Genomic DNA, 14,620 nt, shown 5'->3' on the forward strand with positions numbered 1-14,620 from the left:
TCAGCTCAACGCGGCCTTCACCGCGGCGCTGGCCTTGCTCATGTCGAGCGTGGTCGCGTGGCGGGCCTTCAGTTCGGCCATCACGCGGCCCATGTCCTTCATGCCGCTGGCGCCCAGTTCGGCCTTGATGGCTTCGATCGCGGCAGCGGTTTCGGCGTCGCTCATCGCCTGCGGCAGGAAGCGTTCGATCACCACCACTTCGGCGGCCTCGGCGTCGGCCAGTTCCTGGCGATTGCCCTTGGTGTACATCTCGATCGACTCGCGGCGCTGCTTGACCATCTTCTGCAGCACTTCGACCACGAGCACGTCGTCATCGTCCGGCGCCTTGCCGGTGCGCGCCTCGATATCGCGATTCTTGATCGCCGACTGGATCAGGCGGATCGTGGCGGTCGAAGCCTTGTCGCCGCCCTTCATGGCAGTGACGAGGGCGGTCTTGATGTCGTCGCGGATCATTTTCTTCTCTCGTGAATCGTCGTCGAGCCCGCTGATAGACCCGGGAACCGGTTGACGCGAGGGGGCATGGGGTCTAGCGGGCGGCACTTAGCGACATCGCTGCGAACCCTGATGGAGAGCCACCCCTAAATGGCCGAAGCCAAACCCATGTCCGTGCCTGCTGGAGCTACCGGTGTCCTGGTGCTCGCGAGTGGAGACGTGGTATTCGGCCGAGGGTTCGGCGCGGAAGGGCAAGCGGTCGGCGAAGTGTGCTTCCACACCGCGATGACCGGCTATCAGGAGATCATGACCGATCCGAGCTTCGCCGGTCAGATCATCAACTTCACCTTCCCCCACATCGGCAATGTCGGCGCGAATCCCGAGGATATCGAAGCCGACGGGCCGCATGCTCTGGGCATGATCGTCCGCGAAGACGTGACCGAGCCTTCGAGCTTCCGTGCGACCGAACATCTCGATGTGTGGATGAAGAAGCATGCGCGGATCGGCCTGTCGGGGATCGATACGCGGGCGCTCACTCGCCGCATCCGGACGGGCGGCGCGCCCAACGGGGTGATCGCGCATTCGGCCGCGGGCGAGTTCGACATTCCGACATTGCTCCAGATGGCTCGCGAATGGCCGGGGCTGGAAGGCATGGACCTGGCCATCACCGTTACCACCGAGACCCATTTCGGCTGGGAAGGCGGCGTGTGGCGGCTCGGCTTCGGCTATGGCGGCGAAGGCGCGGAAGACACGCGCCCGCATGTCGTGGCGATCGATTACGGCTCGAAGCGCAACATCTTCCGCAATCTGGTGCAGGCCGGCGCGAAAGTGACCGTGCTGCCAGCGACCGCGACCTTCGATCAGGTGATGAGCTTTGCGCCCGATGGAATCTTCCTGTCGAACGGCCCCGGCGATCCCGCCGCGACCGGCGAATATGCCGTGCCGGTAATCCGGCAGTTGCTGGAGACCAACAAGCCGTTGTTCGGCATCTGCCTCGGGCACCAGCTGCTCGGCCTCGCGGTGGGCGCGAAGACCAGCAAGATGCATCAGGGCCATCGCGGCGCGAACCATCCGGTCAAGCGGCTGAGCGACGGTGCGGTCGAGATCACCTCGATGAACCACGGCTTCGCGGTGGAGACCGAGACGCTGCCGGCGAATGCGCGCGAGACGCATGTGTCGCTGTTCGACGGATCGAACTGCGGGTTCGAACTCACCGACCGGCCGGCATTTTCCGTGCAGTATCACCCCGAGGCCAGCCCGGGGCCGCAGGATAGCTTCTATCTGTTCGAGCGGTTTGTGGGGATGATGCGGTGAAGCTCTCGACCTTCGTGAAGGTCTTCGTGGCAGCGCTCTATAATGAGACTCGTCTGCGCGGAACCCCTCGATTTCGCGTCGGGGAAATTCTCGATCGTTACTCGCTTACTCTTGAGCCTGTTTGGCGCAATCAAGTGTTAGATGATAACGAACTAAAGTACTACGTTGATATAACTCGACATATTGGGCCACCACAAGATCAGCGCGTCGCTCTTACACCCGACGGGTTTCGGTGGGTTGAAGATGAAATCGGTGAAAATGTAGCGCAGTTTCTTGAGCAGCACGGTGCAGGGTACCGTGACCCTTCCACTGAGCGTCCAACACCACCGACATCGGTCGATAGTCGTGGCTGGACGGGTCTGCCGTCCGAATTTGAGCTCAATGAAGAAAAGAAGGCTTCTTTGATCTCTCTGCTCAACGACGCAGAAAGGACATTGGACTCACTCGGCGCGGGCAATAGCGATAAGGCAATGGCTCGGGCGTACATTGTGGCAGTGAGAGCTCTTGCCGACACACCTGATCCACCTGTTGATCTTATCTGGGAGATAATCGGCCGTGCGAACTCGATAGCAGGCATTGCCTCGCTCTTCGTATCTATAATCGCGCTTTTTCAAGTGGTTGCTTAAACAATGCCCAAACGCACCGACATCTCCTCCATCCTCGTCATCGGCGCGGGCCCCATCGTCATCGGGCAGGCGTGCGAGTTCGATTATTCGGGCACGCAGGCGATCAAGGCCCTGAAGGAAGAGGGCTATCGCATCGTCCTGGTCAATTCGAACCCGGCGACGATCATGACCGATCCCGAGCTGGCCGACGCGACCTATGTCGAGCCGATCACGCCGGCGATCGTGGCGAAGATCATCGAGAAGGAGCGGCCCGACGCCGTCCTGCCGACGATGGGCGGGCAGACCGCGCTGAACACCGCGCTGGCGCTGGCCAATGACGGCACGCTGGAGAAGTTCGGCGTAACCATGATCGGCGCCAATGCCGAAGCGATCGACAAGGCCGAGGACCGGCTGAAGTTCAAGGACGCGATGACGAAGATCGGGCTGGAAAGCGCCCGTTCGGCAATCGCGCATTCCGAAGCGGAGGCGCTGGCGGGACTGGAGACGGTCGGGCTGCCCGCGATCATCCGGCCGAGCTTCACGATGGGCGGATCGGGCGGCGGCATCGCGTATAATCGCGAGGAATTCCTGACCATCGTGCGGACGGGCCTAGACCTGTCGCCGACCACCGAGGTGCTGATCGAGGAATCGCTGCTCGGCTGGAAGGAATATGAGATGGAGGTCGTGCGCGACAAGCACGACAACGCCATCATCATCTGCTCGATCGAGAATGTGGATGCGATGGGCACCCACACCGGTGACTCGATCACCGTCGCGCCGGCGCTGACGCTGACCGACAAGGAATATCAGATCATGCGCAACGCCAGCATCGCTGTGCTGCGCGAGATCGGCGTGGAAACGGGCGGTTCGAACGTTCAGTTCGCAGTCAATCCGAAGGATGGCCGCCTGATCGTGATCGAGATGAACCCGCGCGTCAGCCGCTCGTCGGCGCTGGCGTCGAAGGCCACCGGCTTCCCGATCGCCAAGGTCGCCGCAAAGCTGGCGGTCGGCTATACGCTCGACGAGATCACCAACGACATCACCGGCGCGACGCCGGCGTCGTTCGAGCCGACGATCGATTACGTCGTCACCAAGATCCCGCGCTTCGCGTTCGAGAAGTTCAAGGGCGCCGAAGCGACGCTCGGCACTGCGATGAAGTCGGTCGGCGAAGTGATGGCGATCGGCCGCAACATCCATGAATCGATGCAGAAGGCGCTGCGCGGTCTGGAGACTGGCCTGAGCGGCTTCAACGATGTCGACCGGCTGGTGGGCGCGCCGCGCGCCGAGATCGAAGCTGCGCTGGCCATTCGCTCGCCCGACCGGCTGCTGATCGCGGCCCAGGCCCTTCGGGAAGGCTTCACCCAGGCCGAAGTGCAGGCGTTGACCGCCTATGACCCGTGGTTCCTCGCGCGGATCGGCGAGATCATCGAAGCCGAGGCCGAAGTGGCCGCGAACGGCTTGCCTCAGGATGCCGCCGGGATGCGGCGCCTGAAGGCAATGGGCTTCAGCGACAAGCGTCTGGCCTATCTGGCGCTGAAATCGGTGCATCTGCGCGCCGGTTCGGAACAGATGGCGCGCAGTTCGGGCCTGATCGGCGAAGTCGTAAACGCGATGACCGGCGGCGTGACCGAGCTGGAAGTGCGCAAGCATCGCCACCGGCTGGGCGTGCGCCCGGTGTTCAAGCGGATCGACACCTGCGCGGCCGAGTTCGAAGCGAAGACGCCCTATATGTACTCGACCTACGAGGCTCCGATCTTTGGCGAGCCCGAGAACGAGTCCAATCCGAGCGACCGGCGCAAGGTGGTGATCCTGGGCGGCGGTCCGAACCGGATCGGGCAGGGGATCGAGTTCGATTATTGCTGCTGCCATGCCTGCTTCGCGCTGGCGGACGCGGGCTATGAAACGATCATGGTCAACTGCAACCCGGAAACGGTTTCGACCGACTATGACACGTCGGACCGCCTTTATTTCGAGCCGCTGACGGCCGAGGACGTGCTGGAAATTCTCGAAATCGAGAAGACCAACGGCGAACTGGTCGGCGTGATCGTCCAGTTCGGCGGGCAGACCCCGCTAAACCTGGCCAAGGCGCTGGAAGAGGCGGGAATCCCGATCCTCGGCACATCGCCAGATGCGATCGATCTGGCCGAGGACCGCGAGCGCTTTGCAGCGCTGGTCGCCAAGCTTGGCCTTCGCCAGCCCGACAACGGCCTGGCGCGCAGCCGGGATGAAGCCGTCGCAGCGGCGGAGCGGATCGGCTATCCGGTGCTGATGCGGCCTTCGTACGTGCTGGGTGGCCGCGCGATGGAAGTGGTCGATACGCTTCAGCAGCTCGACGATTATATCCAGACTGCGGTGCAGGTATCCGGCGACTCGCCGGTGCTGATCGATCAGTATCTGCGCGACGCCGTGGAAGTGGATGTCGACGCGATCTGCGACGGCACCGATGTGGTGGTCGCAGGCGTGCTGCAGCATATCGAGGAAGCCGGGGTCCATTCGGGCGACAGTGCCTGCTCGATCCCGCCCTATAGCCTGTCCGCCGAAATCGTCGCCGAGATCGAGCGCCAGACGGTGGCGCTGGCACATGCGCTCAAGGTCGTCGGGCTGATGAACATCCAGTTCGCCGTGAAGGACGGGCTGGTCTATCTGATCGAAGTCAATCCGCGCGCCAGCCGCACGGTGCCGTTCGTCGCCAAGGCGATCGGTGCACCGGTCGCCAAGATCGCCAGCCGCGTGATGGCGGGCGAGAAGCTGGCGAACCTGCCCGGGATCGACCGCAACATCGATTATATCGCGGTCAAGGAAGCCGTGTTCCCGTTTAACAAATTCCCCGGCGTCGACCCGGTCCTGTCACCGGAAATGAAGAGCACCGGCGAAGTGATGGGGATCGATCGCGATTTCGCGACAGCCTTCGCCAAGGCGCAGCTGGGGGCGGGGACCGTGTTGCCCGCGTCGGGCACGTTGTTCGTCAGCGTGAAGGATACCGACAAGGACGTGGTGTTGCCCGGCGTCAGGCTGATGGCGGATCTGGGCTTTTCGATCATCGCGACCACCGGCACGGCGGCCTATCTGCGCGAGCAGGGCCTGGCGGTGGGCGACGTCAACAAGGTGGCGCAGGGCCGCCCGCATATCGTCGACCGGATCGTCGATGGCGATGTGGCGATCATCTTCAACACCACCGAAGGCTGGCAGTCGCTGAAGGACAGTTCGGACATCCGGCGGTCCGCGCTGGGGCTGAAAGTTCCCTATTTCACGACGGCCCAGGCCAGCGTCGCGGCTGCCCGTGCGATAGAATCGCTTTCCCGCCAGAGCCTTGAAGTCTGCCCCCTCCAGTCCTATTATTCGCAGTCGCACAATTGAATCCCCCACCATCGGAGTGACTGTGCGGGCGCCTCATGGGAGAGGCGCTTGGGGAAAGGGGCGTTGACGAAGGACGAAGAGTGATGGCGACGGTCGACAAGATGCCGATGCTGCAGGAAGGTTACGAGAAGCTCACCGCCGAGTTGAAGCGACTCAAGATCGAGCGACCGCTGATCGTGGATGCGATCGAGGAAGCGCGCGCGCATGGCGATCTCTCGGAAAACGCCGAATATCACGCCGCCAAGGAACAGCAGGGCCAGAACGAAGCCACGATCGCGGATATCGAAGGCAAGCTGAGCCGCGCCCAGATCATCGACCCCAAGGAGCTGACCGGCGACAAGGTGGTGTTCGGCGCGACCGTGACCTTGCTCGACGAGGACGACAAGCCGATCCGCTACCAGATCGTCGGCGAGACCGAGGCCGATGCCGCACGCGGCCGCATCTCGTACAATTCGCCGATCGGCCGCGCGCTGATCGGCCGCAAGGTCGACGAAGAGGTCGAGGTCTCGGTGCCTGCGGGCGACCGTTACTATCTCGTCTCGGCGATCGAGTTCATCTGATCCCGCTCCCTCCCTGCGGGGGAGGGTTAGCGGTGAGCTGGAAAAGGCCGGGCCCTATGCCCGGCCTTTTTCTTTTGTCGTGCAGTCGCGGGCGATCACCCGCGCCCCTTGATCAGCGCCGAGCGCAGGCATTCGCACACCAACTCGTCGCGCTGGTTGAACATGCGGTGCTTCCACGTGACGATGCCCTGGCCCGGCCGCGACTTGCTGGGGCGCAGTTCGACCACTTCGGTTTCGGCGCGCAGCGTGTCGCCGATGAACACCGGCTTGGGCATCACCAGCTTGTCATAGCCCAGGTTCGCGACCAGCGTTCCCAGCGTCGTATCGGTGATGCTCAGCCCGATCATCAGGCTGAACGTGAAGGTGCCGTTGACGAGGATCTGCCCGAACTCGCTGGCCTTCGCCGCCTCGGCGTCGAGGTGCAGCGGCTGGGTGTTGTGGGTCATCGTCGTGAACAGGAGATTGTCGGTCTCGGTCACGGTGCGGCGCAGTTCGTGGACGACGGTGTCGCCGATCTGCCATTCCTCGAAAAATCGTCCGGCCATCGGCCTCAGTCTCCAGTCTTCAGATGCAGTTTCATGCCGACATGGCTCTGCACGAAACCGAGCCGCGCGTAAAACCGGTGCGCGGGGGTGCGCGTCGCGGTCGAGGTGAGCTGGACCATGCGGCAATCGCGGGCGTTGCATTGCTCGACCGCCCACAGGATCATCTGTTCGCCCAGCCGCCGGTTGCGCAAATGGCTGGCGATGCGCACCGCTTCGATCTGGCCGCGCCATGCGCCGCGAAACGACAGGCCGGGGAGGAAGCTCAACTGGAGCGTGCCCACCACCTCGCCATCCAGCTCGGCGACGATCAGATTCTGGTTCGAATCTCTCCGAATTGCATCGAACGCGCTCAGATAGCGCGGATCGAGCGGCAGCGACGGATCCTCGCGGGTGCGGCCGCTTTCGTCGTCGTACAGCAATGCGATGACGGCGGGCAGATCGTCCTGCGTTGCGGCCCGCATGGTCAGTTCACCCATTCGTCACCCTCCATCTCCAGCTCATCCCGGCAGGCTCTGGCGCACGTTTTTGCAGGGGTGTAGCGACCCGGCCATACATGATTTCCGGGAGAGAATGATGAAGACTCGCGCCCTGTTCCTCGCCGTGCTGCTGGCGACCTCGGCCTGCAATTCCGCTACCGTGACGCCCGCCGGAACCGGCATCGGCGTCGATCTCGCGGGCCTCGACAAGAAGGTAAAGCCCGGCGACGATTTCGACGAATACGCCAACGGCACCTGGCGCGCCAAAACGGAGATTCCGGCGGACCGTTCGCGCACCGGCGTGTTCCTCGACGTGGCGAACAAGGCCGAAGCGAACAATGTCGCGATCATCGCCGCCGCGCAGAAGGCCAATGCCGCGACGGGGACCGATCAGCGGCGGATCGCGGACTGGTATGCCAGCTTCACCGACACGGCGGCGATCGAAAAGCGCGGGATGGCGCCGATGCAGCCCGAACTGGCCGCAATCGCAGGCCTGAAGGACAAGACTGAGCTCTCGAAGATGCTGGGCGGCAATGTGCAGGCCGACCTCGACCCGCTGAACGCGACCAATTTCGAGACAGAGAATCTGTTCGGCCTGTTCGTCAGCCAGGGCTTCGACACGCCCGATGCCACGGTGCCTTATGTGCTGCAGGGCGGACTGGGGCTTCCGGACCGCGACTATTACCTCTCGGAAAAGCCCGAGATGGTGACGATCCGGACCGCCTACAAAGCCTATATCGTCAAGCTCTTGACGCTTGCGGGTGTGAGTGACCCTGCCGCGCGAGCGGACCGGATCATGGCGCTGGAGACGCGGATCGCCTCGGCGCACACCGACAATCTGACCTCGCAGGATGCGCACAAGGCGAACAACCCGTGGAAGAAGGCCGACTTCGCAAAGAAGGCGCCGGGGATCGACTGGGACGGCTTCTGGGCGGCGGCGGGGCTGGGCAGCCAGCAGGACTTCATCGTGTGGCATCCGGCCACGGTGATCGCCACCGCGAAGCTGGTAGCCGACGCGCCGCTTCAGGACTGGCAGGACTGGCTGACCTTCCACCGCATCAATGAAGTCACCGACGTGCTGCCCGCGGCGCTGGATCAGGCGCATTTCGACTTCTTCAACAAGACGCTGAATGGCCAGCAGCAGCCCCGCCCGCGCGACAAGCGCGCGATCTCGAGCGTCAACACCTGGCTCGGCGATGCGATGGGCAAGCTCTATGTCGAGCAATATTTCCCCGCATCGTCGAAGACCGAGATCCAGACGATGGTCGCCGGCATCCTGAAGGCGTTCGACCAGCGCGTGGCGGACCTTCCCTGGATGACCGCCGCTACCAAGGCCGAGGCGCGCAAGAAGATCGAAACGATGCAGGTCGGCATCGGCTATCCCGAGACGTGGCGGAGCTATGCCTCGCTGGAAGTGAAGGCGGACGATCCGGTCGGCAACCTGCGCCGCGCGCAGAAGGCCGAGACGGCGCATCAGCTCGCCAAGATCGGCAAGCCAGTCGACCGCAAGGAATGGTGGATGACGCCGCAGACGGTAAACGCGGTGAACCTGCCGCTGCAGAACTCGCTGAACTTCCCCGCGGCGATCCTGCAGGCGCCGTTCTACGATCCGGCCGCCGATGCCGCGAGCAACTATGGCTCGATCGGTGCGATCATCGGGCACGAGATCAGCCACGGCTTCGACAATCTGGGCGCGGACTTCGATTCGACCGGGCGGCTGCGCAACTGGTGGTCCAAGGAAGACCTTGCACATTTCGAAGCAGCCGGCACCGCGCTGGCGGCGCAGTATGACGCCTATGAAGTGTTCCCGGGGCTGAACCTGAACGGCAAGCTGACCCTTGGCGAGAATATCGCCGATGTGGCCGGTCTGTCGGCGGCCTATCAGGCCTATCGCGCGTCGCTGGGCGGCAAGGAAGCGCCGGTGATCGGCGGCCTGACCGGCGACCAGCGTTTCTTCCTCGCCTTTGCGCAGAGCTGGCGGGCCAAGGCGCGCGAGCAGCAGCTTCGTGCACAGGTGGCGACCAACGGCCATGCGCCGGACCGCTGGCGGGCGATGACGGTGCGCAACCTCGACGCGTGGTACACGGCGTTCAACGTCCAGCCGGGCGAGAAGCTGTTCCTCGCGCCGGACAAGCGGGTGAAGGTGTGGTGATCTTTGTCCCTCTCCCCTTGTGCGAGAGGGAGGGAGCGAACCTTCCTTCTCCCACAAGGGGAGAAGGAGTTAAGCAGTAACGATCACGCCATTCTCGACCGTGACCGGCCAGGGCATCAGCCTTGCGCCGGTGCACGGGCCGCCGACGCACAGGCCGTCGTCGAGGCGGAACAGCGCGCCGTGCCAGCTGCACTGGATCAGGTCGCCGCTATCGGTGAGATAGCCGTCGAGCTGCTGCGCCATCGGTACGCCCATATGCGGGCAGCGATCGACATAGCCGGTCACCTCGTCACCCCGGCGGATGACGAAGCCGTGGAAGCGGCCGGCGCGCATTTCGAGGACGAAATTGCGCGCCTTGCCATCGGCGATCAGATCGAGCGGGCCGAGCTTCACGCCTGAGGGTGTCTCCGTCAGGCGCGCGGGCGTCACGGGAGTTTCGCCTTGGGGAAACCCGCCCATGCCGCGTCGTAATCGGGCTGGGCGTGGTCGCGCGCGAATTTGGTCGGCCTGTAGGGCCAGCAGGTCTCGACCATGAACGCCATCGTGCTCTCGATCTTGTGCGGCTTGAGCGTGGCGTTGGTCGCGCCTTCCCAGCTCGTTACGTCGGGACCGTGGCCGGCCATCAGATTGTGGAGCGAAATGCCACCCGGCGCGAAACCGTCCGCCTTGGCGTCGTAGGCGCCGTGGATCAGGCCCATCGCTTCGCTCATGATGTTGCGGTGGAACCAGGGCGGGCGGAACGTGTCCTCGGCGACCATCCAGCGCGGGGGGAAGATCACGAAATCGGCGTTCGCGCGGCCCGGCACGTCGCTGGGCGAGGTCAGCACGGTGAAGATCGAGGGATCGGGATGATCGTAGCTGACCGTGTTCATCGTGTTGAACCGGGCAAGATCGTAGCGGCACGGCGCGAGATTGCCGTGCCACGCAACCACGTCGAGCGGGCTGTGCGCCAGCGTGGTGGTCCAGAGATTGCCGAGATGCTTCTGGACGACCTCGAACGGTTCGTCGCGATCCTCGAACCATGCTGCCGGGGTCTCGAAATCGCGCGGGTTGGCCAGGCCGTTGGCGCCGATCGGGCCGAGATCGGGCAGGCGGAACAGGGCGCCGTAATTCTCCGCGACATAGCCTCGCGCTTCGCCGTCGGGCAGCAGTGCGCGGAAGCGGACGCCGCGGGGGATCAGCGCGATCTGGCCGGGCTCGATATCGATGCGGCCCATCTCGGTCAGCAGCGCGAGACGGCCCGCCTGCGGGATGAACAGGAGCTCGCCATCGGCGTCGAAGAAGACGCGGGTCTCCATGTCCGTGTTCGCGGCATAGACATGAACGACCACGCCTTCGAGATCGGCGGGATCGCGGTTGACCAGCATGGTGGTCATCCCATCGATCAGGTCGGTGCCGGGCGCAGGGGCCGCGATCGGATCCCAGCGCAGCCGGTTGGGGGGCAGGGGAGCCTCAGGCGTTGCGGGAGAGAAGTTCGTCGCGCCCTGATAGCGGGTGAAGGGCGGATGCTCCGCGCTGGGGCGGAGGCGATAGAGCCAGGAGCGCTTATTCTCCGCGCGGGGGGCAGTGAAGGCGGTGCCGCTGAGCTGCTCGGCATAGAGGCCGAAGGGTGGCTTTTGCGGCGAATTGCGGCCGATGGGGAGGGCGCCGGGGACCGCCTCGGTCGAGACATGGTTGCCGAAGCCGGGGAAATATTCGGTCAATGCTGGTGCTCCGGTTGGGCCGGGGTGGAATGGCGGGCTACGCCACTGGCCACTCCCCCCGGCTCTCCTCTCCGACTCGGTGGCTGCGCGCGGCGGGCGGGCGGCCGAAACTGGCGGTTGGGACTCAGGCGTCGACTTTGATGACGCCTCTACGGATTTGATCGAGTTCGATCGACTCAAAAAGCGCCTGGAAGTTTCCGTTACCGAACCCTTCGTTACCCTTGCGTTGAATGATCTCGAAAAAGATCGGGCCGAACATGTTCTCGGTGAAGATCTGGAGCAGGATGCCCTCGTCGCCGACATTGCCGTCGATCAGGATGCGGTTCTTGCGCAGCCGCTCGAGATCCTCGCCATGACCGGGCACGCGCTTGTCGACCAGTTCGTAATAGGTCTCGATCGTGTCCTGCAACTTCACGCCGCGGGCGCGGAGGCGTTCGACGGTGTCGAAGATGTCCGGCGTGGTCAGCGCGAGGTGCTGGATGCCTTCGCCATGATATTCGCGGATGAACTCCTCGATCTGGCTCTTGTCGTCCTGGCTCTCGTTGAGCGGGATGCGGATCGCCTTGTCCGGGGCGATCATCGCCTGGCTGAAAAGGCCGGTGGCCTGGCCCTTGATGTCGAAATACTTCTGCTCCTCGAAGCCGAAGAGCGTCTTGTAGAACTCCGACCACACCCGCATCTGGCCGCGGCGGACATTGTGGGTGAGGTGGTCGAGCAGGTCGAGACCGACATTGTTTGCCGCTTCGGCTTCCTGCCAGCCGGGGATTTCGGCCCAGTCGGCATAGAGATCGACGCCGTCCTGAATGAAATAGAGATACGAGCCGCCGATGCCCTCGATAACGGTGTCGTCCTCGATCGTGCGCTTAGCGCCATGTTCGAGCGCCCATTTCATCGCGGCCTCGGGATCGGCGACGCGGAACGCCATCGCGCTGGCAGAGGCGCCATGTTCGTTGCGGAACTGCGCCACGCGGCCGTCGGCATCGCGGTTGAGCATCAGATTGATGCGGCCCTGCTTGTAGCGGGTGATGTTCTTGGTGAGGTGGCGATGGGTCGGGACGAAGCCGAGCTGTTCGAACTGCCGCGCCATCGCCAGCGGATCGGGCGAAGTGAATTCGACGAATTCGAAGCCGTTCAGGCCAAGGGGGTTGGCGGGGTCGCTCATGGGGTATCTCCTTAACGCGGCGGCTAAAGGATCGGCCAATTGGTGTCAATTGATACTAGTTGAAGCGAGCAGTTATCCACAGCTTGTGGATAAGTTGCATTTTAACCAATGTTATGTTCATAAACATGCATGACCGTAGTCAGCCTTCGTGACCGGAAGCGCGTCGACACCCGCGGCAGGATCGTCGCCGCGGCCTCGACGCTGTTCGACCGGCACGGCCTGGAAGACGTGACCGTCGATGCGATCGCCACCGCGGCGGACATCGGCAAGGGCACGGTCTATAACTATTTCGAAGCCAAGGAAGACATCATCGTCGCACTGCTGGTCGATCTCGACCGCAAGGCGCTGGCGGAGATGGCGAGCCTGCCCGCGCAGGGGATGAGCGTTGCAGAGGCGCTGGACGCGGCGGCGTGGCGGCTGATCGACAACAAGGCCGAATACCGGCCCTATGTGAAGGCGTTCCTCTCCCGCATGTTCGCGGCGGAGGACGTGTCGCCCGAGCTGGCCGATTATTACGACCAGCTCGACGAGGCCGTGGAGGCGCTGTTCGAGCGGCTGCTGGCGCGCCCGGGGATGCGGCGGGCGCTGCCGGTGGACACGCTGGTGCTGTCGTTCCGCACGATGCACATGGGCCTGATGGCGCAATGGGCGATGGAAGGCCCGCCCTATGCTGCCGCGCGGGTGCTGACGCGGCGGCATATGGCGCTGCTGGCGAAGGGGCTGGTGCTCTAGCCGTTTCCGTATGCCGAAGTTGGCGAACGCCACGCGTACCAATTGGCCCCGCGCGCACGGATTTGCGTGCCTTTCCAGTTTGGCGACCGGGATTCGGGCGCGTTGCGTTTTTGCCGCGCGGAATCCGGTACGGTCCGGAAGGGTTTCTTCAGGGTCTCACGATTTCAAAGAGCCTGAGAATAATAGTAGAACATCTCTCTGTAGGACAGCGGCCTACAGCCCTTCGCCGCCGACCCACTGGGCGTTGGAGAGGCGGCGGGCGAGGTTCCAGGTCTGGGTGCGGATATCGGGGACCGCGACGATCTCCCAGAAGGCACCGCGCGTCATCGGGCCGAGAGCGTAGAGCGCGGGGTTGATCTGTCCCTGCGAATTGATCGTCTGGGCCTGATTGTCGACATCAATGCCTAGCCGCGCTTCGTCGGCGCGGATCGTGCCGCGGGCGGCCAGCTTGCGCAGCAGTGGTTCGGCGGTGCGGGCCAGATCGGTGAGCGGACCGGTGCAGTTGACGATGCGCTGTACCGTTACGGTCTCGGAAGTTTGCTTTCCGCGGGGACGCCAGGTCAGTTCGATCCCGTCGGGGCGCTCGTCGAACGACAGGGTTTTGCCTGCGACGACCGAGAGTTGGCCGCGATCGATGATCGCCTGAAGCCGGGCGTGGACTTCGGGGGCAAGGCGATGGCGGTGGACGTCCCACCACGGGCGCAGATGGCGCAGGAAGCGGGCGCGCTGGTCTTCGGTGGCGTTGCCCCACATCGGCTGAGTGAAAGGGCGGAGCTCGTCCACCGCATTGCGCCAGCCGATCGCGTCGGCGCGGGCGCGGACATTGCCGAGCAGGGTCGAAGCATTGGTATCCGGCCGCTCGTCGATCCTCTGCCATTCGGCGCCCGGACCGTGGGGGCGGGGAAGGAGACCGCGCCGCGAAAGCGCAACGATCTTCCCGCGATAGCCATGCGCGTCGAGGGTTAGCGCGACATCGACCATCGTCAGGCCGGTGCCGATGATGAGGACTGTATCGTCCTCGCCCAGCCCCTCGGGCATCGAGGCGTCCCACGGATCTCCCTTGTAGCGGTTCGCCGAGAGCGCATCGGGATCGAGGCCGGGCGGGGAGTGGGGCGGGAGGTTGCCGACCGCGAGCACGGCGGCATCGGCGTCGATGGTGCGATCGCCCAGGATGACGCGGGCCTTCGCACCGACTTCGACATCCTCGACTTCGCCCTGGATGATGGTGAGCCGATCGCCGGCGGCGGCGCGGGTCTCGTCCAGCATCTGGCGGAGATATTCTCCATAGGTGACGCGCGGGATGAAGGCGGTGGCGGGATTTGCAACGCCGCGGCTTTCGAGCCAGCGGACGAAATGGCCGGGATCGTCGGGCAGGGCGCTCATATTTCCGGCGCGGACGTTGAGCACGTGGCTGGGATGCGCGGCGCCATAGGCCAGACCGACGCCGGGTTGCGGCGCGCGCTCGATCAGCGTGGCGCGGGGACCGTCATGGCGCAGCAGGTTGATCGCCTGAAGCGTGCCGGAAAAGCCGGCGCCGATGATGGCGACGTGGTTGATCATGGCTGGTCCCCCGGAGACGAAT

General features: G+C 64.1%; 13 protein-coding genes. 6 read left to right on the forward strand and 7 right to left on the reverse strand.

Translation table 11 applies throughout. From position 1 onward, the window contains the following. Positions 1–453 carry a GatB/YqeY domain-containing protein gene (locus HHL13_RS04845; RefSeq protein ID WP_169554602.1) on the reverse strand — a complete coding sequence of 151 codons (453 nt, stop codon included), beginning with the start codon at positions 451–453 and terminating at the stop codon, positions 1–3. Positions 454–582: 129 nt separating this feature from the next. On the opposite strand from HHL13_RS04845, the gene carA reads away from it, so the two are divergent. The 4 genes from carA (at position 583) to greA (ending at position 6,268) form a co-directional block, all read left to right on the forward strand. Further along, entirely contained in the window at positions 583–1,746 is a 1,164-nt protein-coding gene (gene carA, locus HHL13_RS04850) for a glutamine-hydrolyzing carbamoyl-phosphate synthase small subunit (protein WP_169554603.1), read from the forward strand. After that, entirely contained in the window at positions 1,743–2,372 is a 630-nt protein-coding gene (locus HHL13_RS04855) for a hypothetical protein (protein ID WP_169554604.1), read from the forward strand. Before carA ends, HHL13_RS04855 begins: the two co-directional genes overlap by 4 nt. A gap of 3 nt (positions 2,373–2,375) precedes the next feature. Beyond that, positions 2,376–5,708: a carbamoyl-phosphate synthase large subunit gene (carB, locus tag HHL13_RS04860; RefSeq protein ID WP_169554605.1), complete on the forward strand. Its 3,333-nt coding sequence runs from the start codon at positions 2,376–2,378 to the stop codon at positions 5,706–5,708. Positions 5,709–5,791: 83 nt separating this feature from the next. Beyond that, positions 5,792–6,268, forward strand: a complete 477-nt coding sequence (gene greA, locus HHL13_RS04865) for a transcription elongation factor GreA (RefSeq protein WP_169554606.1) — start codon at positions 5,792–5,794, stop codon at positions 6,266–6,268. A gap of 95 nt (positions 6,269–6,363) precedes the next feature. Here the strand turns inward: greA and HHL13_RS04870 are convergent, their stop codons facing one another. Then, positions 6,364–6,813, reverse strand: a complete 450-nt coding sequence (locus HHL13_RS04870) for a MaoC family dehydratase (RefSeq protein WP_169554607.1) — start codon at positions 6,811–6,813, stop codon at positions 6,364–6,366. Positions 6,814–6,818: 5 nt separating this feature from the next. Continuing rightward, positions 6,819–7,289, reverse strand: a complete 471-nt coding sequence (locus HHL13_RS04875) for a GNAT family N-acetyltransferase (protein ID WP_169554608.1) — start codon at positions 7,287–7,289, stop codon at positions 6,819–6,821. A 97-nt stretch (positions 7,290–7,386) separates the two neighbouring features. On the opposite strand from HHL13_RS04875, the gene HHL13_RS04880 reads away from it, so the two are divergent. Beyond that, a complete protein-coding gene (locus HHL13_RS04880; RefSeq protein WP_240953623.1) occupies positions 7,387–9,441 on the forward strand; it encodes a M13 family metallopeptidase in 2,055 nt (684 codons plus the stop codon). A gap of 69 nt (positions 9,442–9,510) precedes the next feature. Here HHL13_RS04880 and HHL13_RS04885 read toward each other — a convergent pair whose 3' ends face one another. From HHL13_RS04885 to hppD, 3 genes are all read right to left on the reverse strand, one after another. Further along, on the reverse strand, positions 9,511–9,870 hold the full coding sequence (locus HHL13_RS04885; protein WP_346775477.1) for a Rieske (2Fe-2S) protein: 360 nt from the start codon (positions 9,868–9,870) through the stop codon (positions 9,511–9,513). Continuing rightward, a complete protein-coding gene (gene hmgA / locus HHL13_RS04890; RefSeq protein WP_169554611.1) occupies positions 9,867–11,144 on the reverse strand; it encodes a homogentisate 1,2-dioxygenase in 1,278 nt (425 codons plus the stop codon). The genes HHL13_RS04885 and hmgA overlap by 4 nt, the downstream gene beginning before the upstream one ends. A 124-nt stretch (positions 11,145–11,268) precedes the next feature. Next, complete coding sequence (hppD, locus tag HHL13_RS04895) at positions 11,269–12,306, reverse strand: 4-hydroxyphenylpyruvate dioxygenase (RefSeq protein WP_169554612.1); 1,038 nt, start codon at positions 12,304–12,306, stop codon at positions 11,269–11,271. Between the two features lie 129 nt (positions 12,307–12,435). Between hppD and HHL13_RS04900 the strand changes: the two genes are divergently transcribed. Then, positions 12,436–13,038: a TetR/AcrR family transcriptional regulator gene (locus tag HHL13_RS04900; RefSeq protein WP_169554613.1), complete on the forward strand. Its 603-nt coding sequence runs from the start codon at positions 12,436–12,438 to the stop codon at positions 13,036–13,038. Between the two features lie 213 nt (positions 13,039–13,251). On the opposite strand, the gene HHL13_RS04905 is transcribed toward HHL13_RS04900, so the two are convergent. Continuing rightward, positions 13,252–14,598 (reverse strand): FAD/NAD(P)-binding protein, encoded by a 1,347-nt coding sequence (locus HHL13_RS04905; protein ID WP_169554614.1) that lies wholly within the window; start codon positions 14,596–14,598, stop codon positions 13,252–13,254. Positions 14,599–14,620 lie beyond the last annotated feature (22 nt).

The organism is Sphingomonas sp. G-3-2-10, assembly GCF_012927115.1.
GTDB lineage: Bacteria > Pseudomonadota > Alphaproteobacteria > Sphingomonadales > Sphingomonadaceae > Sphingomonas.

What these genes read in the sequence shown, in the direction of transcription:
- HHL13_RS04845 (WP_169554602.1), bottom strand. Translation starts at nt 453, where the DNA reads ATGATCCGCGACGACATCAAGACCGCCCTCGTCACTGCCATGAAGGGC.
- carA (WP_169554603.1), top strand. Translation starts at nt 583, where the DNA reads ATGGCCGAAGCCAAACCCATGTCCGTGCCTGCTGGAGCTACCGGTGTC.
- carB (WP_169554605.1), top strand. Translation starts at nt 2,376, where the DNA reads ATGCCCAAACGCACCGACATCTCCTCCATCCTCGTCATCGGCGCGGGC.
- greA (WP_169554606.1), top strand. Translation starts at nt 5,792, where the DNA reads ATGGCGACGGTCGACAAGATGCCGATGCTGCAGGAAGGTTACGAGAAG.
- HHL13_RS04870 (WP_169554607.1), bottom strand. Translation starts at nt 6,813, where the DNA reads ATGGCCGGACGATTTTTCGAGGAATGGCAGATCGGCGACACCGTCGTC.
- HHL13_RS04875 (WP_169554608.1), bottom strand. Translation starts at nt 7,289, where the DNA reads ATGGGTGAACTGACCATGCGGGCCGCAACGCAGGACGATCTGCCCGCC.
- HHL13_RS04880 (WP_240953623.1), top strand. Translation starts at nt 7,387, where the DNA reads ATGAAGACTCGCGCCCTGTTCCTCGCCGTGCTGCTGGCGACCTCGGCC.
- hppD (WP_169554612.1), bottom strand. Translation starts at nt 12,306, where the DNA reads ATGAGCGACCCCGCCAACCCCCTTGGCCTGAACGGCTTCGAATTCGTC.
- HHL13_RS04900 (WP_169554613.1), top strand. Translation starts at nt 12,436, where the DNA reads ATGACCGTAGTCAGCCTTCGTGACCGGAAGCGCGTCGACACCCGCGGC.
- HHL13_RS04905 (WP_169554614.1), bottom strand. Translation starts at nt 14,598, where the DNA reads ATGATCAACCACGTCGCCATCATCGGCGCCGGCTTTTCCGGCACGCTT.